Source organism: Mycobacterium decipiens (genome assembly GCF_963853665.1).
Taxonomy (GTDB): domain Bacteria; phylum Actinomycetota; class Actinomycetes; order Mycobacteriales; family Mycobacteriaceae; genus Mycobacterium; species Mycobacterium decipiens.
The window spans coordinates 1,335,448-1,354,968 of sequence record NZ_OY970459.1 but is presented as its reverse complement, the minus strand read 5'-3'; the positions used below and the strand labels follow the sequence as shown (position 1 = coordinate 1,354,968).

The window sequence follows — 19,521 nt, the reverse complement described above, 5'->3', positions numbered from 1 at the left end:
GCCACCGTGACAACTTCTTTGGGGACTCACTACACCTGGCTGCTCGTGGCCCTACCACTGGCGGGCGCCGCGATCCTGCTGTTCGGCGGCAGACGCACCGACGCGTGGGGGCACCTGCTGGGCTGTGGCGCAGCGCTCGCGGCATTCGGGGTGGGCGCCACGCTGCTCGCAGACATGCTCGGTCGCGATGGGGCCGACCGCGCGATCCACCAGTCGCTTTTCACCTGGATACCCGTCGGCGGGCTCCAGGTCGACTTCGGACTGCAGATCGACCAGTTGTCGATATGCTTCGTGCTGTTGATCACCGGGGTCGGGTCACTGATCCACATCTATTCGATTGCCTACATGGCAGACGACCCGGACCGCCGCAGGTTCTTCGGCTATCTCAACCTGTTTCTGGCCTCGATGCTGCTGCTGGTCGTCGCCGACAACTACGTGCTGCTCTACGTCGGCTGGGAAGGCGTCGGCCTGGCGTCCTACCTGCTGATCGGTTTCTGGTACCACAAACCGTCGGCGGCCACCGCGGCCAAGAAGGCGTTCGTGATGAACCGGGTGGGCGACGCCGGTCTGGCGCTGGGCATGTTCGCGATGTTCAGCACTTTCGGCACCCTGTCCTTTGCCGGTGTGTTCGCCGGCGCGCCCGCAGCCAGTCACACCGCTCTGACCGCCATGGGGTTTCTGCTGCTGCTGGGCGCGTGCGCAAAGTCCGCGCAGGTTCCGCTGCAGGCCTGGTTGGGTGACGCGATGGAGGGCCCCACCCCGGTGTCCGCGTTGATCCACGCCGCCACGATGGTCACCGCCGGCGTGTATCTCATCGTGCGCTCCAACCCCCTGTACAACCTGGCGCCAGACGCACAGTTGGCCGTGGTCGTTGTCGGCGCCCTCACCTTGCTGCTCGGGGCGTTCATCGGCTGCGCCAAGGACGACATCAAACGCGCGCTGGCGGCCTCGACGATGAGTCAGATCGGCTACATGGTGCTGGCCGCGGGCCTGGGCCCGGCCGGCTACGCGTTTGCGATCATGCATCTGCTCACGCACGGTTTCTTCAAGGCCGGCTTGTTCCTGGGTTCCGGGGCGGTCATCCACGCCATGGACGAGGAGCAGGACATGCGCCGCTACGGTGGCCTGCGTACTGCCCTGCCGGTCACCTTCGTCACGTTCGGGCTGGCGTATCTGGCGATCATCGGTGTGCCGCCATTCGCGGGCTTCTTCTCCAAGGACGCCATCATCGAGGCGGCGCTGAGCGCGGGCGGCCCCCGGGGTTTTCTGCTGGGCGGCGCGGCGCTGCTGGGTGCGGGCGTCACCGCGTTCTACATGACGCGGGTGATGCTGATGACCTTCTTCGGCGAAAAGCGCTGGGCGCCCGGCTCTCATCCGCACGAGGCGCCGCGGGTGATGACGTGGCCGATGATCCTGCTCGCCATCGGCTCGGTGTTCTCTGGCGGCTTGTTCGCGGTGGGCGGCACCCTGCAGCATTGGCTAGAGCCGGTCGTCGGGGTCCATGAAGAAGCCACGCATGCCCTCCCAGCCTGGGCCAGCACCACCCTGGCGCTGGGGGTCGTCGCCGTCGGTATCGCGGTGGCCTACCGGATGTACGGCACCGCCCCCATCCCCAGGGTGGCTCCAGTCCAGGTCTCGACGCTGACGACGGCCGCACGCGTCGACCTGTATGGCGATGCCTTCAACGAGGAGGTGTTCATGCGCCCCGGCGCGCAATTGACCAACACAGTGGTCGCGGTGGACGACGCGGGTGTGGACGGCTCGGTCAACGCGCTGGCGGCACTGGTGAGCCAGACTTCGAATCGCCTGCGGCGAATACAAACTGGCTTCGCCCGCAACTACGCGTTGTCGATGCTGGTAGGCGCGGTTCTGGTGGTCGCGGCGCTCCTGGCGGTGCAGCTGTGGTGAGCAACCTTCCTTTGTTGTCCCTGCTATGGCTGGTGCCATTGGCGGGTGCCGTGCTGATCATCCTGCTGCCGCCCGGGCTACGCCAGCTCGCCAAGTGGACCGGCCTGGTGGTCAGCGTCCTGACGCTGGCGGTGTCGATCGTCATCGCAGCCGGATTCAAGCCCAGCGGCGACCCTTATCAATTCGTCGAAAGCCATTCCTGGATACCGGCGTTCGGCGCCGGTTACACCCTGGGGGTGGACGGCATCGCGGTGGTGCTGGTGCTGTTGACCACGGTACTGATCCCGCTGCTGCTGGTCGCCGGCTGGAACGACGGTGGCGAACGCACCCGCGGCGTGCACGCATATGTCGCCTTGACGCTGGCCATCGAGTCAATGGTGCTGATCTCGTTAATTTCACTGGACGTGTTGCTGTTCTACGTGTTCTTCGAAGCCATGCTCATCCCGATGTACTTCCTTATCGGCGGCTTCGGCCAGGGGTCCGGGCGGTCGCGCGCGGCGGTGAAGTTCTTGCTGTACAACTTGTTCGGCGGGTTGATCATGCTGGCCGCAGTGATCGGGCTCTATGTGGTCACCGCGCAGCATGGTTCCGGCACTTTCGACTTCCGGGAGATCGTGGCCGCCGTGTCGTCCGGTCGCTACGGCGTGGACCCCGCGGTGTTCAAGGCGCTGTTTTTGGGCTTCATGTTCGCGTTCGCGATCAAGGCCCCGCTGTGGCCATTCCACCGCTGGCTGCCCGACGCCGCGGTCGAGTCCACACCCGCGACCGCCGTGCTGATGATGGCGGTGATGGACAAAGTCGGCACCTTCGGCATGCTGCGCTACTGCCTGCAGCTGTTTCCTGACGCCTCAACGTATTTCCGTCCGCTGATCGTGGCGCTGGCCATCACCGGAGTGATCTACGGCGCGATCGTGGCTATCGGCCAAACCGACATAATGCGCCTGATCGCCTACACCTCGATCTCACACTTCGGATTCATCATCGCGGGCATCTTCGTGATGACCAGCCAGGGGCAAAGCGGGTCGACGCTGTACATGCTCAACCATGGCATTTCCACGGCGGCGGTGTTCCTGATCGCCGGTTTCCTGGTAACACGGCACGGCAGCCGGTCGATCGCCGACTACGGTGGCGTGCAGAAGGTGGCCCCCATCCTGGCCGGCACTTTCATGGTTTCGGCCATGGCCACCCTGTCGCTGCCCGGGCTGGCCCCGTTTATCAGTGAATTCCTGGTCCTGCTGGGCACTTTCAGCCGCTATTGGCTGGCGGCAGCGTTCGGCGTTACCGCGCTAGTCCTCTCGGCCATCTACATGCTGTGGCTGTACCAGCGGGTGATGGCGGGGCCGGTGGCCAAAGGCAACGAACGAATCAGTGACCTGGTACCGCGCGAAATGGTCGTCGTGGCACCGCTGATCGCGCTGCTGATCGTTCTTGGCGTCTACCCCAAACCGGTGCTCGACATGATCAACCCCGCGGTCGAGAACACCATGACCACCATCGGCCAGCATGATCCCGCGCCCATTGTGCCAGTGGGTACGGGCATCCCCCGGACCGCCGAAGGACCACACCCATGATCCTGCCCACACCGCACGTCGAGTACTTCCTGCTATGTCCGATGCTCATCGTCTTTGCAGTCGCGGTGGCAGGTGTGCTGGCCGAGGCGTTCCTGCCGCGGCGGTGGCGCTATGGCACCCAGGTGACGCTCGCCCTCGGCGGGTCGGTTACAGCACTCATCGCGGTCATCGTGGTGGCGAGGTCGCTCCCCGCGTCGGGGCACAGCGCGGTCCTGGGGGCGATAGCGGTCGATCGACCGACGCTGTTCCTGCAAGGCACCGTGCTCCTGGTCACGATCATGGCGGTCATCTTTATGGCCGAACGCGCCCACGTTGCCGCCGAGAGCAAGGTCGCGGTGGCTGCGGGACTGGATTCCTTCACCCCGCAAGCCTCGGCGGTGCCCGGTAGCGACGCTGAGCGCGAAGCGGAACGGGCGGGCGCCACCCAGACCGAGCTTTTCCCGTTGGCGATGCTGTCCGTCGGCGGCATGATGGTGTTCCCCGCGTCCGACGATCTGTTGACGATGTTCGTCGCACTGGAAGTCCTGTCGCTGCCGCTGTACTTGATGTGCGGGCTGGCGCGACACCGGCGCCTGCTGTCGCAGGAAGCGGCGATGAAGTACTTCTTGCTGGGCGCCTTCTCATCTGCGTTCTTCCTCTACGGTGTCGCGTTGCTGTACGGTGCGACCGGCACGCTGACCCTGCCCGGGATCAGGGCGGCGCTGGCAACGCACAGCGACGAGTCGATGGCGTTGGTCGGCGTGGCGCTACTGGCAGTCGGCCTGCTGTTCAAGGTCGGCGCGGTCCCATTCCACTCCTGGATCCCCGATGTGTACCAGGGCGCACCCACCCCGATCACCGGGTTCATGGCGGCGGCCACCAAAGTCGCGGCGTTCGGTGCGCTGCTCCGGGTGGTCTATGTCGCGCTGCCGCCGCTGCACGATCAGTGGCGACCCGTGTTATGGGCGATCGCCATTCTCACCATGGTGGTGGGCACCGTCACCGCGGTCAACCAGGCCAATGTCAAGCGGATGCTGGCCTATTCATCGGTAGCGCACGTCGGTTTCATCCTCACCGGCGTGATCGCCGACAACCCGGTGGGCCTTTCGGCGACGTTGTTCTATCTCGTCGCCTACAGCTTCAGCACGGTGGGTGCATTCGCCATCGTGGGTCTGATCCGCAGCGCCGACGGCTCAGAGGACGCCGACCTGTCCCACTGGGCCGGCCTCGGGCAGCGCTCACCCATCGTGGGCGTGATGCTGTCGATGTTTCTGCTCGCGTTCGCCGGCATCCCGCTGACCAGCGGGTTCGTCAGCAAGTTCGCGGTGTTCAAGGCCGCCGCGTCGGGCGGTGCGGTACCGCTCGTGGTCATCGGGGTGATCTCCAGCGGGGTCGCCGCCTACTTCTACGTGCGGGTGATCGTGCTGATGTTCTTCACCGAAGAATCCGACGACACCCCACAGGTGGTGGCGCCCGGCGTGCTGAGCAAGGCCGCCATTGCGGTGTGCGCGGCGGTCACCGTGCTGCTGGGGATTGTCCCGCAGCCACTGCTCGAGCTGGCCGAGGACGCCGCCCAGTTGTTGCACTGAGTCAGCAGAACAGACTCTAGAAAAATCGCGCCAGCAATATCGACGATTCCGTCAAATCTGGGTACATTCCGAAACTGCTTTGGTCCGAGCCGGACATACATTCCAGCCGGCATGTCGATCGCTGCAGCCGGCACCGTGACCTGAACAGCCCAACGTTGTAGCCAATCGGGAGTTGGTTGCCTGCCGCACCCAGGCCAGTCGGGCAACCAATACGTTACGGCTGACCGAAGAACCCGGCCTGGTTGTCGCCCTGGTTGAAGGCTCCTGAGGAGTTATTGCCCGAGTTGCCGATACCGGAGCTATCATCGCCCGCGATTCCGATGCCGGAGCTGAACGAACCCGAGTTGTTAACGCCAGCAGCGTTGAGCCCCGAGTTGCCGTAACCCACGTTGGCCATGCCGGTGTTACTGAAACCGACGAGCCCGGAGCCCATGTTCTGGAAGCCAGAGTTGGGGCCGAACAAGTTCGTGTTCATGTTCTGGAAACCAGAGGTCAGGTCACCCGAGTTGTTGAAACCCGACGCGTTGTTGCCGGTGTTGCCGAAGCCAGAGACCGAACCAGGTTGGTCGACTGCGCTGCCGATACCGGTGTTCACGTCGCCCGAGTTGAACAGGCCCGTGTTCAGATCGCCCGCATTTCCGAAGCCGGTGTTCAGGCTGCCCGAGTTGAACGAACCCGTGTTTGCGCCGTCCCCCCCGGCCGCGCCACCCGAGTTGAAGTCGCCGGTATTGAATGAGCCAGCATTTCCATGGCCCATGTTGGCGAAGCCCGAGTTCCCGAAGCCCATGTTCTGGGATCCCGCATTGCTGATACCGAAGTTTTGGGTGCCGCCGTTGCCGAAGCCGGTGTTGGTGTTTCCGCCGTTCCAGAAGCCGGTGTTGACATCGCCCGCGTTGCCGAAGCCGGTGTTGCCGTTACCGGAGTTGAAGAACCCCACATTGCCGTCACCGGAGTTGAAGAAACCGATGTTGTTATCACCCGCGTTCCCAAAACCCATATTCCCGGTGCCAGAGTTCAGCAGGCCGGCCAAGTTGATGCCAATCTGGTTGTTGCCGGTGAGCCCAAAGCCGATGTTGTTGTTGCCGTTGTTCCCGAAGCCCAGGTTGTTGCTCCCGAGGTTGCCGAACCCGATGTTGCTGCCGCCGGTGTTGCCGCTACCCAGATTGAACGAGCCGTCGTTACCGCTGCCGAAGTTCGAGCTGCCGATGTTCCCACTCCCGAAATTCGAGCTGCCGAAGGCGTTTCCGAAACCGAAATTGCCGTTGCCGAAGAGGTTTCCGCCACCAAAGTTGAGATTGCCGCGGTTCCCCCAGCCAAAGTTCGTGTTGCCGATGTTGCCGCTGCCCGGGTTGGCGAACCCGAAGTTGCCACTACCCAGGTTGGCGTTACCGATATTGCCGCCACCCAGGTTCACGTTGCCGAAGTTCCCGCTGCCCAAATTCAAGATGCCGTTGTTGCCGCCACCCAGGTTCCAGTTACCCATATTCCCCAGGCCGGTGTTCAGCGGCGGCACCAGGCTAGCCGCCGGCGCCGCCGCCGGGGCCGCAAACAGGCCGCCCGCACCACCCGAAACCGCGCTGACCACCTGACCCAGACCCGGCAGGCCCTTCAATGCCTGCTGCCAGGACGGCAACGCCGACGCCGCCGCTGATGCCCCACCGTGATAACCCACCATCGCGGCCACATCGGCGGCCCACATCTGCTCGTACACGCCCTCAGCCGCCGCAATCAACGGCGCATTCTGCCCAAATATGTTCGACATCACCAGCTGCACAAACGCACTGCGATTGGCCGCCACCGCCAACGGATGCACCATGGCCGCCCGCGCCGCCTCAAACATATTGGCCACCGTCTTAGCCTGCGCCGAAGCCCCCGCGGCCCGCGCCGCCGCCGCACTCAACCACCCCGCATACGGCGCCGCCGCCGCAGCCATCGCCGCCGCCGCCGCCCCCTGCCACGCCTGACCCGCCAGCCCCGAAGTCACCGACCCAAACGACTCCGCCGCCACCCCCAACTCGGCCGCCAACCCATCCCAAGCCACCGACGCCGCCAACATCGGCCCCGACCCCGCACCCGAAAACATCCGCAACGAGTTGATCTCCGGCGGCAACACCGAGTAGTTCATCAGCCTGTCCCCTTTCCCAGGGTCGCCCCGCGACCTTCCTCCCCGGGCGGCCGCGCTCGGCCAAAGACTCAAGCCACCGCGCACGACCCTGCACCGGTAGGAACAAACTGTAGGGAAATCGCGCGGCGAATACCGGCGGTTCCGTCAAAATTCTGTATTCCGTAAAGGTCAGGCCATACTCGGCCCACCGGCCCAAAGTGACTGCGGGCTAACCTGGGCGATGCCCCCCACGTTTGCGAAGGCCTAGTGCCCGGTGTTGGGCCGTGCCGTCTGGATCTCCAAAGCATCTGCTGCAGCACGGATCTCGGCCAGCCGACTGGGATCCGACAACAACGCGGTCATCGCGAACTCGACAATCTCGTCCGGGCTGACCGCGAACTCCGGCAGCGCCAGGGCATCGAATAATGCCTGCACCAGCCTGGCAGCCGACAACGGATGCATTGCGCGTACATCACCTTCGCCCTGCCCCGTTTCGATCAGGCCAACGAGTGCGCGCTCCATTTCCGCGACCAGCTCTCGTTCCCTGACAAAAGCCTCCTGCTGCAGGTCCGGGGTGATCAGGATGGAAACCAGCACATAGGGGGAGGCATGGAGATGTTCCAGGGATTCCGTCAGCCAACGGTGCAGCTTGACGACCGCGGGAACCGGCATTGCGCTCAGGTGGCCGAATAGCTCGAGCGGCCAGTCCACGGCGAGCCGGACCAGCGCCGCGAGGATGTCGCGTTTGGCCGAGAAGTGCTTGTAGATGGCCGGCTGCTCCACCCCCACGGCCGCGGCGATGTCCCGAGTCGAGGTGGAGGTGTAGCCCCGCAGGGCGATGAGCTCAGCGGCGGCCCCGAGGATGCGAAGCGCCGTTGGGCTCCACCGTCCGCTCTGTGTCGGCATGCCGGCAAGGCTAGCCACCACCTGCCCGGTCGCCAACCAGCGCCGCTGCCAGGTTCCGGTAGAACGCGAGCATGCCGGGTCGTTCCTTCGGGCTGAGGTGACCGCGCTCGGCGAATCTAGAGCCGGTCCCAACCTGCACGGCCTCCAGCCCGAGCCGGTCCTCGTCATTGATCATCGCCGTCACGAACTGCGCCGTCTGGTCTGTTGCTGCCGGGTCGGCGGCCAGCTCGGGGGTGGTGAGCACTCCGCCGAGCACCTGCACCCGGTCGATGCTGTGCGGGATGAAGCCGAACCACACGACCCGCTCGGCCGCCGCGGCGAGTGCGCTGCTCGGAAACGTCCATAACACCGACAGGTTGTTCTTTTGAATCTCGTTGAGCTGCAACGATTTCTCTTCCGCCGGAAAGGCGAACGGAACTCTGATACGCAGCGCCCATGGCGAATACTGCCTAACGTCCAGATCGCCCGCGCCGGGCACAAACGGCTCCAGAGTGCGCCGATGCAGCCCGAGCACATGGTAGTTCTCGTGACCATTCTCCGACGCCAACTTCCAGTTTGCCCGCCACTCATCCGACCACGACTGAACCTGCACCATCTCAGCGAGCCGGTAGTTGGCAAACTCGTCGTTAGCCAGGTCAAGATGTGCCCCGATCGGTTCGGCGTCGGCATCGAGGTTGACCCACACCAGTCCGTTCCAGGTGGCAACCGCGAACTGCGGCAGCCGGCAATCCCTGGGGCTGAAGTCTTTGTTGCCAACCATGTGGGGTGCCCCACGCAGTCGGCCATCCAGACCGTATCGCCACATGTGGTACTGACAGGTCAACGTGTCGGTGCGTCCCGCGCCGGTTTCCACCAGGGGCATCAACCGGTGCCGGCAGATCGGCGACATGGCACGCAGTTCGTCGTCGCCACCCCGCACCACCATGACCCGTTCACCCGCGATGGAAACTGCGACGTAGTCACCAGTTTGGGAGAGTTGGTCGACATGGGCCACCAGCATCCAGGACCGGTGGAAAATCCGTTCCCGCTCCAGCTGCCAGAGCTCCGGGGAGGTGTAAGCGCGTGGCGGCAGACTCAGCGCCGGTGGATTGTCGTCGAGGTATTCCCGCATGTCGGCGAGAACGTGACCGAGCTCAGCTTGGTTATCAGTCGATAACATACCCCCATGTTATCGATCGATAACCGGCTGTCAAGGGCCTGCACTCGCGCACCGGTCGACCGGCTGTTCAGCCCGAAAACGGGCGGGTGACCAACACGTAAATCGCCAATACCGCCAGTGGTGCCGCCAACGGCAGCCACGGCACCTGCAGCGGGAACGATGTCGCGGCCAACCCAGCGAAGGCAAAGCCGACGGCGGCAACGGTCGTCGGCCAGCTCCCTACGACGATGCCGCTTGCAGTTCCGGGCGCGTACCGACATACCAGGTAGGCGGCGGCGCAAAGCCCCGACGATGCAGCGAGCACGTGCGTCGGGCCGGACACCACGATCGTCAACACCGACAACAGCACGGCCAGTGTTGCCGCCACGCGAAACACTGTCCCCACACCGACCGCAATCGCCGCCGCGACCCCCGCGACAACGCCGAACCCGTGCGAGCCAACAGCGGTGGACCCCACCATCATCAGTCCGAACACCGTGGCGAACACCCGAGCACCCGGTTGCGTAATCGACGTCACTGCACCGTCGCCCCCGTAGTCCTGCGCCGTACCCGGCGACGGCGATCGGGCAGCGCACCCATCGACTGCTCCAGCGAGCGATCCGTTGGCCAGGACAGCACGTCGACCCCGATGGTGGCCATGTCGCGATACATCGCGGAGCGCTGCAGCGCCCACATCCGGATCACCAGCGGGTCCAGCTCGTCCTGGAACGGAGAGCTGTCCAGAACGTCGACTGCAACCACAACGTGGCCACGTTTGCGCAGGTCGATCAGCGCTAGTGCGAATTCGGTATCGAGCAGCGTGGAGAACGCGATGACAATCGACCCGGCCGGAACAGCGGCGCGCGGGGCCAGCGTCCCGGTTGTGTTTTCGAACCCTTTCCCGGCGCCCAGCACGGTATCGAGCACCCGGAAAAACTGGCGCTGGCCGATGTCGGCGCCAAGCCATCGTGGGCGGTTGCCACCAAGCGCGACGATCCCGGCGCGGTCACCGTGTCGCAGCGCGGTCTGCACCACCTGAGCAGCACCCCGCACGACTCGTTCGGTGGCCTCGGTCGCCGGACCCGCCGGCTGTCGATACGTGTCGATCAACACCACCACGTCCGCGGCGCGGTCGGTCAAGCGCTGCGTTACGTGCAGTCGGCCGCGACGCGCACTCACCGCCCAGTTCACGGCGCGTAGCTGGTCGCCCGGGACATACGGGCGAATATCGGCGTATTCGACACCGGGACCGACGTGCCGGGTGAGGTGAGCACCAAGGCGGTCGAGCAATTCGGTCTGCGGAATCGGCGTCGACTGCGGCGGCGTCAGCGGAAACACGATGATCTCGGCGGCGTCGACCGTTCCCGTTCCAGTCAACAACCCACCGCGTGCGACGACGTCGACCCGAGCTCGGATGGGATACCGCCCCCAACGTTGCGCCACCAGTGCAACCGTGGTCTTTCGGCGCGACCCGGATTCGAGAACCTCCAGCTGCATAGCCGCCAACGCCGATACCGTGAGTTCGACCGCCGCGTCGACGGACTCCGTTGTGACCCAAACGGTCACCTGCTGCTGCTCATTCTCGAAGCATCGCTGCGAATCCGGCTCACCGTGCACCTGGATAGTCGGGACGGGGCTCTGCCAGCTGATCGAGCACAACACGCCGAGCAGCGGCGCCGCGAACGCGATCAGCTGCCAGCGACCACCGATGACCGCGGCGGCCAACGCGACTCCGGCACAGGTGGCGATCGTCAGCGTCAGTTGGGATGCACGCCAGCGCAATTCGACTTCACTAGTTTCGATCACTTCGAGCCGCAGTTCATCCGGTCCCCTCCTTGGCCCGATTAGTTCGAGGCACCGGTAAGCGCCGCAACAGTTCTCCGACGACATCAGCGCCCTGAATTTTTCGCACCCACATTTCCGGGCGCAAAGTGATCCGGTGTGCGACCGCCGCAGTGGCAAGTGCCTTGACGTCTTCGGGGATCACGTAGTCCCGGCCAAGCAGCAGGGCGCGGGCACGGGAGAGTTGGACCAGGTCGAGTTCGGCTCGCGGGCTGGCGCCGACGGCGACCTGCGGATGGTGCCGGGTAGCGGTGGCCAATGACACCACATAATGCAAAACGTCCTCGTGCACGGTGACCTGCTCGACCGATTCCCGCATGGCCAGCAGATCATGCGAGTCCACCACCTGATTCACCGTCGGCTCGGCCGAACCGCGCTCGAGACGACGGCGCAGCATCAAGGTCTCGTCGCGCTCGGAAAGGTAGCGCAGTTCCAGCCGCATCGCGAACCGATCCAGCTGCGCCTCCGGTAGCGGATAGGTGCCCTCGTACTCGATCGGGTTATCGGTAGCCAGAACGATGAATGGCATTGGCAGTTTGTGGGTTTGGCCGTCGATGCTCACCTGGCCCTCGGCCATCGCCTCCAGCAGTGCCGCCTGGGTCTTCGGTGGCGTCCGGTTTATCTCGTCGGCAAGCAGCAGGTTGGTGAAAATGGGCCCGGCCCGGAACTCGAAGCGACCCGACGGCATATCGTAGATAGTCGAGCCGAGCAGGTCGGCCGGCAGTAGATCGGGCGTGAACTGCACTCGGGTGAAATCGAGCCCCAGAGCGGCGGCGAAGGATCGTGCGATGAGCGTCTTGCCGAGGCCGGGCAGATCTTCGATGAGTACATGGCCGCGGGCGAGAACGGCGGTGAGGATGAGCGTCAGGGCGGAACGCTTCCCCACCACCACACGTTCGATCTCGTCGAGCACCGCCTCGCTGTGGGCGGTGGTCGTCGCGGCCGGCATCGTCATACCTGCTCCAACCTTTGCAGAATCTGTTCGAACGCCGCGCGACCGGGACCTGGCTGGCGGTCCCTGGTGTGTGTGACGTTGTTCGGATTGACCCACTGCCACAATTCGTCGCCGAAGAGCATTCGGCCCGTGGCGGAGAAGGCCACCGGATCTTTGGCCTGCCTGTGGCCGGTGGCAATTTCGAAACGTCGCGCGAGCATCGGACGCAAATGCCGGTCCCAGTCGGTTCGAGTGGACTCCGACCACCGGATCGTCGTCTCGGTGTTGGACAGCCAGCGGCGCAACCCCTCTCCCAGATCGTCGGAGTCCGGCTCGGCCGGGGGTTCGTTCCAGTTTCCCAGCACCCGGCGGATATTGAGCACGACCAGAGCCAGGGCCAACCCCGCCCCGCCGAGCACGAATCGGCGGTCTTGCAGTATCAGCGCCAGCATCTCTATGCCGACGATGAGGAAAATTCCCAGGGCAATAAGCCTTTTCATATAGCGGTCCTGGAGCTCAGTTCGTCGAGAACCAGTCGAAGCAGGCGCGCCGCCGACTCACGGTGTTCCTCGTTCATCACGTGCGGACTGAACCGCGCCTCGGCGAACAGGTTCACCAGCGCGGCGGCGTTGTCGGCATGCAGCGCGCGGTGTTCGACTGCTCGCGCTAGCACCTCGGTCGGGGTGTCGCAGGCCTGCGGGACGGCTCCGGGAACATTGGCCAGTTCACGTTCCATCGCCGCGTAGCACGCGATTATCGCCTCCCGTGGATCGCGGGACGGATCGGCCATCTCGGCCAGTCCGATCTCGGCTGCCCGCGCCAGGGATTCCGAACCTGCAGGGGGAGAAACGGATTCGATGAGATCGTCACTGAATGCAGCCGGCGCAGACCTGCGCCGCATTCGCGACACTATCATCGCTCCCACGACGATCGCCAGGAACAGAATGGTGCTCGCAAAAAGAATTCCGAACACGTCTCCGGTGTCACTTTGCGGGGGTTGCGGGCGCGGCTCGGCGGTGGCGTCTGCATCTGACGGTGCACTCGAATCCGGTGTGAGGACAGCAGGATTGACATCGTGCGGCACGAACAATCGGGCTAACAGTGTCGCGATAAGCAACCAGGCCAGGATCACTCCGAGGCCGATCAACACGACGCGCCAGTTCGGTCGCCCTCTTTCACCGCCAAGCATTGGCGACAGATCACCCGCGCTGGGCGCCACCGTCCGCGGATCCCGCAGCCGCGTGATGATCGCGACCGCGACCAGTGCGAGCGTCGCGGAAAGTGCGGCGACAATGAACATCAGCACTGCCCGACTGCCCCCCGCCTCCGCGAGCGGTGCACCATCGTCAGCGGGAAGATAGCCGCGCAGGCCAGCCGCGGCAAGCATCACGAGCACGATCACGATGACAACGCGCCGCGTTGGATTGTCAGACATCAGCGGAGGACCATCGCGACGTTGACCTGTCCCCGGCTCGCCCGGGTGTCGTGCGCGAGAATCGCGCGCAGCGCGCCGGTGGCTTCCAGTCGCGCCGACGCCGCACCGAGGCAGTGGTGCGCCCCATAGCCGAAGGCTAGCGGCGTTGACCCGCCCCGGTCCAGTCGGTACCTGCCAGGCTGACAGGCATTACCGGGTCACCCCGTGTACGACGATGGCGGTGGTCTGGTCCACCCATGCGTCGTCAAGCATTTCGTCCGGGTACAGCAGCATTCGCAGCATCGTGGCTCCCCCGATCAGCTCGATCATCCGGTCCGGGTCGACGTCGCGATGCGCCTCGCCCCGGTCGACGGCCTCGCGCAACCGCATGCGCACCGCGGTGAACAGGTCGGCGAAACGCGCCAGCACCCGGGCGTTGAGCTCGGCATCTGCGGTCATGTCGGCCACCAGGCCGGGCAACGCAGCCCGCACCACCGGGGTGGTGAACACATCGCGGGTGGCTCCGATCATCATCCGGATGTCGGCGGCGATATCGCCGGCCGGAGCCTGAAGCGCGGTGGGCGCCACCGGAAATGCGGCCTCGTGCACCAGTTCGGCCTTGCTCGACCACCGCCGGTACAACGCCGATTTTGTGGTACCGGCGCGTTCGGCGACAGCGGCCAGACTGAGGTTCGAATAGCCGATCTGCACAAGCAGTTCCGCCGTCGCCGACAGAATCGCTGAGTCAATGCGCGGATCCCGCGGTCGTCCGGCGCCTGAAGCCTTGTCAAGGGAGGACAGGTCTGCTTTCATAACGCTACCTAACGTATCGTAATTGCCTCACCAGGGGAGCGCTCGTGGCCAATGAACCGGCGATCGGAGACGTCGACCGACTCCAGCGCTCGAGTCGCGACGTCACCAGCCTGCCGACGGTGATGTCGCGCTGGCTGGCAAGCGTCTTGCCCGGCGGGAGCGCACCCGAGGTGACCGTGGAGAGCGGCGTGGACTCGACGGGCATGTCGTCGGAAACCCTCATCTTGACCGCGCGGTGGCAACAGGACGGGCGGACGGTGGCGCAGAGGCTGGTGGCTCGGGTGGCGCCGTCCGCCGACGATGTACCGGTGTTCCCCACCTATCGGCTTGATCACCAGTTCCAAGTGATACAACTCGTCGGTGAGCTGACCGACGTCCCCGTCCCCCGGGTGCGCTGGATCGAGACCACCGGCGACGTCCTGGGAAAGCCATTCTTTCTGATGGATTACGTCGAAGGCGGGGTGCCGCCAGACGTCATGCCGTACACATTCGGCAACAACTGGTTCGCCGACGCGCCCGCACACCGTCAGCGCGGATTGCAGGAAGCCACCGTCGGGGTATTGGCGAAACTGCACTCAATCCCGAACGCCCAGAATACTTTTGGCTTCCTATCCGAGGGTCGGTCGGGCGCCACCGCGCTGCACCGGCATTTCGGCTGGGTACGGTCCTGGTATGACTTCGCAGTGCCAGACATCGGTCAATCGCCACTGCTGGAACGAACCTTCGACTGGCTCCAAACCCACTGGCCGGATGAGGTCGCCTCGGGCGAGCCGGTGTTGCTCTGGGGCGACGCGAGGCTGGGAAATGTCCTGTACCGGGACTTTCAGCCGGTAGCGGTGCTGGACTGGGAGATGGTGACGCTGGGTCCACGTGAACTCGACGTCGCGTGGATGATATTCGCGCACATGGTATTTCAAGAACTTGCCGGCATGGCGACGCTGCCGGGCCTGCCGGAGGTGTTGCGCGAGGACGATGTGCGCGCCACCTATCAGCGGCTCACCGGCGTGGAACTCGGTGACCTGCACTGGTTCTACGTCTATTCCAGTGTCATGTGGGCATGCGTGTTCATGCGCACCGGTGCGCGACGAGTGCACTTCGGCGAGGTCGAGAAGCCCGACGATGTGGAATCGCTGTTCTACCACGCAGGATTGATGAAACGGCTTATCGGAGAGGATCAGTAATGCCGCAAATCCTAGGCCCGCTCGACGAGTATCCGGTACATCAGCTTCCCCAGCCGATCGCCTGGCCGGGTTCCTCCGACCGCAACTTCTACGACCGGTCCTACTTCAACGCCCACGACCGCACCGGGAACATCTTCCTGATCACCGGTATCGGCTACTACCCCAACCTGGGCGTGAAGGACGCCTTCGTGCTCATCAGGCGCGCGGACACGCAGACCGCGGTGCACCTTTCGGACACAATCGACTCCGACCGGCTGCACCAGCACGTCAACGGCTACCGGGTCGAGGTCATCGAGCCGCTGCATAAACTGCAGATCACCCTGGACGAGACCGAGGGCATCGCCGCCGATCTCACCTGGGAGGGCCTGTTCGACGTCGTCCAGGAACAACCACACATCCTGCGCTCCGGAAACCGGGTAACACTGGATGCGCAGCGCTTTGCCCAACTCGGCACCTGGAGCGGCCGCATCGTCATCGACGGCGAAGAGATCGCCGTCAACCCCGCAGCCTGGCTCGGCAGCCGGGACCGGTCCTGGGGCATCCGGCCGGTGGGCGAGCCGGAACCCGCGGGCCGGCCCGCCGACCCGCCGTTCGAGGGCATGTGGTGGCTATACCTGCCGATGGCGTTCGACGAATTCGCCATCGTGCTGATCATCCAGGAAGAGTCCAGCGGGTTCCGCTCGCTCAACGACTGCACCCGGGTCTGGCGCGATGGCCGCGTCGAACAGCTGGGCTGGCCGCGAGTGCGCATCCACTACCGTTCCGGCACGCGAATCCCGACCGGGGCGACGATTGAGGCGACCACCGCCGACGGCACGCCGGTCCACTTCGATGTGGAGTCCAAGCTGGCGGTACCGACCCATGTCGGTGGCGGCTACGGCGGTGATTCGGACTGGTCGCACGGCATGTGGAAGGGCGAGAAGTTCGTCGAACGGCTGACCTATGACATGACCGATCCGGCGATCATCGCGCGGTCCGGCTTCGGCGTCATCGACCACGTGGGTCGCGCGGTGTGCCGCGACGGCGACGGGGATCCGGTGGAGGGCTGGGGTCTGTTTGAGCACGGGGCGTTGGGCCGCCACGACCCATCGGGGTTCGCCGACTGGTTGACGGTGGCGCCCTAGCAACCTCTGGTTCGCGACGCTATCCCCTTTCGGGAACCCAGGTTTCGGGTGTGCCACCGCCCGGCGCGTCCACTGCGCGCGCGAGTTCGGTGAGCATGTCGTAGCCCGCCGACCAGGTGGTCCCGATGAAGTGTTCCAACAGCGCCTGATGGACGCCGGGCCCCAGGGGAAACGCCGACTCGCCGTACACGTCGATTCCTCGGCCGCGGGGGTCGTCGGTGATGTAGGCCTTGGGCCAACGCGTCCGGCGGTTCCAGCCGGCCACGAATCCCTCGATGCGGTCGCGCATCTCCTCGGGGTAGGTGGGTACCGGAAAGATGCGGATGGATAGGACCTCGGCCCCGCCCAGAGCGCTCAACTCGAGCCGGTAATCGGGCATGTCGTCGCCGTAGAAGTCGACGATGAAGTCACCTTCTTCGTCGGTGAGGTACCGAATGTCCTTTTCGCGTAGGAACTGTTCGATCATCCGACGATCGAATCTCTCGATCATGACGACCCCCTCGACTGGTCGGTGCGGTGACATGGCCACCCGTTGGGTTGGACAACTTCGGCGCAACGGCAAGAGAAGGCGCGTGTCGCCTAGACCTGGCCGCCGCGTGACGACGATTACGGGCCGGGAAACGGCCCGGAAACAACGGCAGTCGGAAAGAGCCTACGGAACCGCCGAAATGCGGTTGACTAGAGCCGTGACAAACCCACCGCGGACTGCCGACGTTGTCGTGGTGGGCGCTGGCTTCGCCGGGCTGGCCGCAGCGCGTGAGCTGACGCGACAGGGTCACGACGTGGTGGTATTCGAAGGCCGCGATCGGGTGGGCGGCCGCTCGTTCACCGGCAGCGTCGCAGGGGTGCCCGCGGATATGGGCGGCTCGTTCGTCGGCCCGACCCAGGATGCCGTCCTGGCGTTGGCGGCCGAACTCGGGATCCCGACAACCCCGACCCACCACGGCGGCAAGAACGTTATCCAGTGGCGAGGCTCGGCGCGCAGCTATCGTGGCACCATTCCCAAGCTGTCGCTGACCGGGCTAATCGACATTGGCCGGTTGCGTTGGCAATTCGAACGAGTTGCCCGCGGCGTTCCGGTGGTCGCCCCCTGGAATGCGCAACGCGCGCGCGAGCTCGACGACGTGTCGCTCGGGGCGTGGTTGCGCTTGGTACGCGCTACGGCGTCCTCACGGGACCTGATGACCATCATGGCCCGTGTGACGTGGGGTTGTGAGCCCGACGATGTCTCGATGCTGCACGCAGCCCGCTACGTACGTGCGGCCGGCGGCCTGGACCGGCTGCTCGACGTCGAAAATGGTGCCCAGCAGGACCGTGTTCCGGGGGGGACACAGCAGATCGCCGAGGCGGTCGCGGCCGAACTCGGCGCGCGTGTCATGCTCAACGCCGCGGTGCGTCGCATCGACCGGCACGGAGCGGGTGTGACGGTCACTTCCGATCAGGGTCGGGCCGAGGCCGGGTTTGTTATCGTGGCGATTCCACCCGCCCATCGCGCGGTCATCGAGTTCAATCCCCCGCTGCCGCCCGAGTACGGGCAGCTCGCCCAGCACTGGCCGCAGGGCCGGCTGAGCAAGGCCTATGCGGCCTATTCGGCGCCGTTCTGGCGCGCCAACGGGTTCTCCGGCCAGGCGCTGTCCGACGAAGCGCCGGTGTTCATTACCTTTGATGTCAGTCCGAATGCCGACGGGCCAGGCATTCTGATGGGGTTCGTCGATGCCCGCGCGTTCGACTCGCTACCCATCGAGCAGCGCCGCCGTGATGCGTTGCGCTGCTTCGCGTCGCTGTTCGGCGACGAAGCGCTCAACCCGCTCGACTATGTTGATCATCGTTGGGGTACAGAGGAATTCGCGCCGGGCGGTCCGACCGCGGCGGTACCGCCTGGGTCGTGGACGAAATTCGGGCAATGGTTGCGCGAGCCGGTAGGTCCGATTCACTGGGCCGGCACTGAGACCGCAGACGAATGGACCGGATATTTCGACGGGGCCGTCAGATCCGGTCAGCGCGCCGCCGCCGAGATCGCTGCGCTGCTATGAGCTGATGCGCCGGTCCCGGGCGTGCCGGGTCACCGATTCGGCGAGGGCACGCAGGTGGCGGTTCACCTCCTGGTGGCGTTCCAGCATCGAGCAGTGGCCGCCGGGCAGTTCGACGAGGCCGACAACCTTGGGTGCGGTGCGCGCGATCTTGCGAGACTGGCCGATCGGCGTCAGTCGATCCCGCTCGCTGCCGATGACCAGGGTTGGCACCGTCAGACCATCGAGGTTGAGGTGGGCAGACCCCACCTCCTCGACAAGCATCTTCGCGCAGCCGCCCCGCCCCACTGCCGAGGTCTGGGTGAACAGCTCGTGGACCAGTCTCGCCGCACTCGGGTCGGCGTCCGTGGCAACCGCCAGCATCGAGATCAAGTACCGGGTTGGAATCCTGGCCGCACCGGGGAGCGGAAACCCGCCAAATGTGTTGACCAACCTCCGGCCGGCCAGGACCCGAGCTGGGGACAACTCACGCGGCACCCGCAGCAGTTTCACCTTGCGCAGCAGGTCTCCGGTGGTGGTGTTGATCAGCGCGACGGCGTCCGCACGTCGTTGGACTTTGTGGCGGTAGCGCTCCGACCAGGCGGCGATGGTAATGCCGCCCATCGAGTGGCCGGCGATTACCGCACGCTCGTGCGGGGCCAACGTCGCGTCCAGCACCGAATCGAGGTCCGCCGCAAGGTGCTTGAGGCTGTAGGCGCCACGCCGTGGGACACCGCTGCGTCCGTGACCGCGATGGTCGAAGGCGATCACCCGGTAGTCGCCGGCAAGGTCAGCGATTTGGTACGCCCAGGCCCGGATGGCACAGACGAAGCCGTGCGTAAGCACGATCGGATAACCGTCGGGCGGCCCGAATACCTGGGTGTGTAGCTGGGTGCCGTCCGCAGCACGGACGGTCAAAGTACGGCTGGGCGGGAGTGCATCAGGAAACTGGGTTGTTCCGCTGCCTCGAGTTGACTTCCGAGCACCCATCGCCGCTCCCCCTTCGACG

At 65.1% G+C, this 19,521-nt stretch carries 17 protein-coding genes; 6 read left to right on the top strand and 11 right to left on the bottom strand.

Annotation, left to right across the window (positions count from 1 at the left end):
- The first annotated feature begins 6 nt into the window (after window positions 1–6).
- From nuoL to nuoN, 3 genes are read left to right on the top strand one after another with little or no spacing between them, the layout of a single operon-like run.
- A complete protein-coding gene (gene nuoL, locus AADZ55_RS06245) occupies window positions 7–1,908 on the top strand; it encodes an NADH-quinone oxidoreductase subunit L (protein ID WP_085323325.1) in 1,902 nt (633 codons plus the stop codon).
- Entirely contained in the window at window positions 1,905–3,479 is a 1,575-nt protein-coding gene (locus tag AADZ55_RS06240) for an NADH-quinone oxidoreductase subunit M (RefSeq protein WP_085323467.1), read from the top strand. Before nuoL ends, AADZ55_RS06240 begins: the two co-directional genes overlap by 4 nt.
- Window positions 3,476–5,047, top strand: coding sequence for an NADH-quinone oxidoreductase subunit NuoN (gene nuoN, locus AADZ55_RS06235; protein ID WP_085323324.1), 1,572 nt, complete (start codon window positions 3,476–3,478; stop codon window positions 5,045–5,047). Before AADZ55_RS06240 ends, nuoN begins: the two co-directional genes overlap by 4 nt.
- Window positions 5,048–5,261: 214 nt before the next feature.
- Here the strand turns inward: nuoN and AADZ55_RS06230 are convergent, their stop codons facing one another.
- The 9 genes from AADZ55_RS06230 to AADZ55_RS06185 all read right to left on the bottom strand — a co-directional run bounded on the left by AADZ55_RS06230 (window position 5,262) and on the right by AADZ55_RS06185 (window position 14,198).
- On the bottom strand, window positions 5,262–7,172 hold the full coding sequence (locus AADZ55_RS06230; RefSeq protein ID WP_341286268.1) for a PPE family protein: 1,911 nt from the start codon (window positions 7,170–7,172) through the stop codon (window positions 5,262–5,264).
- Between the two features lie 243 nt (window positions 7,173–7,415).
- Window positions 7,416–8,057: a TetR/AcrR family transcriptional regulator gene (locus tag AADZ55_RS06225; protein ID WP_085323322.1), complete on the bottom strand. Its 642-nt coding sequence runs from the start codon at window positions 8,055–8,057 to the stop codon at window positions 7,416–7,418.
- Window positions 8,058–8,067: 10 nt separating this feature from the next.
- Window positions 8,068–9,216: an aromatic ring-hydroxylating oxygenase subunit alpha gene (locus tag AADZ55_RS06220; protein ID WP_085323321.1), complete on the bottom strand. Its 1,149-nt coding sequence runs from the start codon at window positions 9,214–9,216 to the stop codon at window positions 8,068–8,070.
- 67 nt (window positions 9,217–9,283) lie between these two features.
- Window positions 9,284–9,733, bottom strand: a complete 450-nt coding sequence (locus AADZ55_RS06215) for a hypothetical protein (RefSeq protein WP_085323320.1) — start codon at window positions 9,731–9,733, stop codon at window positions 9,284–9,286.
- Complete coding sequence (locus tag AADZ55_RS06210) at window positions 9,730–11,001, bottom strand: DUF58 domain-containing protein (RefSeq protein ID WP_085323319.1); 1,272 nt, start codon at window positions 10,999–11,001, stop codon at window positions 9,730–9,732. Before AADZ55_RS06210 ends, AADZ55_RS06215 begins: the two co-directional genes overlap by 4 nt.
- 13 nt (window positions 11,002–11,014) lie before the next feature.
- Window positions 11,015–11,992, bottom strand: a complete 978-nt coding sequence (locus AADZ55_RS06205) for an AAA family ATPase (RefSeq protein WP_085323318.1) — start codon at window positions 11,990–11,992, stop codon at window positions 11,015–11,017.
- Window positions 11,989–12,471, bottom strand: coding sequence for a hypothetical protein (locus AADZ55_RS06200; RefSeq protein WP_085323317.1), 483 nt, complete (start codon window positions 12,469–12,471; stop codon window positions 11,989–11,991). Before AADZ55_RS06200 ends, AADZ55_RS06205 begins: the two co-directional genes overlap by 4 nt.
- A complete protein-coding gene (locus AADZ55_RS06195) occupies window positions 12,468–13,406 on the bottom strand; it encodes a DUF4129 domain-containing protein (protein ID WP_085323316.1) in 939 nt (312 codons plus the stop codon). The genes AADZ55_RS06200 and AADZ55_RS06195 overlap by 4 nt, the downstream gene beginning before the upstream one ends.
- A gap of 189 nt (window positions 13,407–13,595) precedes the next feature.
- The gene (locus AADZ55_RS06185) at window positions 13,596–14,198 is read right to left on the bottom strand and encodes a TetR/AcrR family transcriptional regulator (RefSeq protein WP_085323315.1); all 603 of its coding nucleotides are present in this window, start codon (window positions 14,196–14,198) and stop codon (window positions 13,596–13,598) included.
- Window positions 14,199–14,242: 44 nt separating this feature from the next.
- On the opposite strand from AADZ55_RS06185, the gene AADZ55_RS06180 reads away from it, so the two are divergent.
- Both AADZ55_RS06180 and AADZ55_RS06175 read left to right on the top strand, forming a co-directional pair.
- Window positions 14,243–15,379 carry a phosphotransferase family protein gene (locus AADZ55_RS06180; RefSeq protein ID WP_085323314.1) on the top strand — a complete coding sequence of 379 codons (1,137 nt, stop codon included), beginning with the start codon at window positions 14,243–14,245 and terminating at the stop codon, window positions 15,377–15,379.
- Window positions 15,379–16,503, top strand: a complete 1,125-nt coding sequence (locus AADZ55_RS06175; protein ID WP_085323313.1) for a hypothetical protein — start codon at window positions 15,379–15,381, stop codon at window positions 16,501–16,503. Before AADZ55_RS06180 ends, AADZ55_RS06175 begins: the two co-directional genes overlap by 1 nt.
- A 19-nt stretch (window positions 16,504–16,522) precedes the next feature.
- On the opposite strand, the gene AADZ55_RS06170 is transcribed toward AADZ55_RS06175, so the two are convergent.
- Window positions 16,523–16,993, bottom strand: a complete 471-nt coding sequence (locus AADZ55_RS06170; protein ID WP_165759323.1) for a YbjN domain-containing protein — start codon at window positions 16,991–16,993, stop codon at window positions 16,523–16,525.
- 196 nt (window positions 16,994–17,189) lie between these two features.
- Between AADZ55_RS06170 and AADZ55_RS06165 the strand changes: the two genes are divergently transcribed.
- Window positions 17,190–18,536 carry a flavin monoamine oxidase family protein gene (locus tag AADZ55_RS06165; protein ID WP_085323311.1) on the top strand — a complete coding sequence of 449 codons (1,347 nt, stop codon included), beginning with the start codon at window positions 17,190–17,192 and terminating at the stop codon, window positions 18,534–18,536.
- Here AADZ55_RS06165 and AADZ55_RS06160 read toward each other — a convergent pair.
- Window positions 18,531–19,502, bottom strand: a complete 972-nt coding sequence (locus tag AADZ55_RS06160; protein WP_207569000.1) for an alpha/beta fold hydrolase — start codon at window positions 19,500–19,502, stop codon at window positions 18,531–18,533. The two genes, AADZ55_RS06165 and AADZ55_RS06160, sit on opposite strands and share 6 nt — an antisense overlap.
- Window positions 19,503–19,521: the final 19 nt, after the last annotated feature.

Bases quoted from the DNA above. Each gene is read 5' to 3' on its own strand.
- nuoN (WP_085323324.1), top strand. From the start codon at position 3,476: ATGATCCTGCCCACACCGCACGTCGAGTACTTCCTGCTATGTCCGATG.
- AADZ55_RS06230 (WP_341286268.1), bottom strand. From the start codon at position 7,172: ATGAACTACTCGGTGTTGCCGCCGGAGATCAACTCGTTGCGGATGTTT.
- AADZ55_RS06225 (WP_085323322.1), bottom strand. From the start codon at position 8,057: ATGCCGACACAGAGCGGACGGTGGAGCCCAACGGCGCTTCGCATCCTC.
- AADZ55_RS06220 (WP_085323321.1), bottom strand. From the start codon at position 9,216: ATGTTATCGACTGATAACCAAGCTGAGCTCGGTCACGTTCTCGCCGAC.
- AADZ55_RS06205 (WP_085323318.1), bottom strand. From the start codon at position 11,992: ATGACGATGCCGGCCGCGACGACCACCGCCCACAGCGAGGCGGTGCTC.
- AADZ55_RS06200 (WP_085323317.1), bottom strand. From the start codon at position 12,471: ATGAAAAGGCTTATTGCCCTGGGAATTTTCCTCATCGTCGGCATAGAG.
- AADZ55_RS06195 (WP_085323316.1), bottom strand. From the start codon at position 13,406: ATGTCTGACAATCCAACGCGGCGCGTTGTCATCGTGATCGTGCTCGTG.
- AADZ55_RS06185 (WP_085323315.1), bottom strand. From the start codon at position 14,198: ATGAAAGCAGACCTGTCCTCCCTTGACAAGGCTTCAGGCGCCGGACGA.
- AADZ55_RS06175 (WP_085323313.1), top strand. From the start codon at position 15,379: ATGCCGCAAATCCTAGGCCCGCTCGACGAGTATCCGGTACATCAGCTT.
- AADZ55_RS06170 (WP_165759323.1), bottom strand. From the start codon at position 16,993: ATGATCGAGAGATTCGATCGTCGGATGATCGAACAGTTCCTACGCGAA.
- AADZ55_RS06160 (WP_207569000.1), bottom strand. From the start codon at position 19,502: ATGGGTGCTCGGAAGTCAACTCGAGGCAGCGGAACAACCCAGTTTCCT.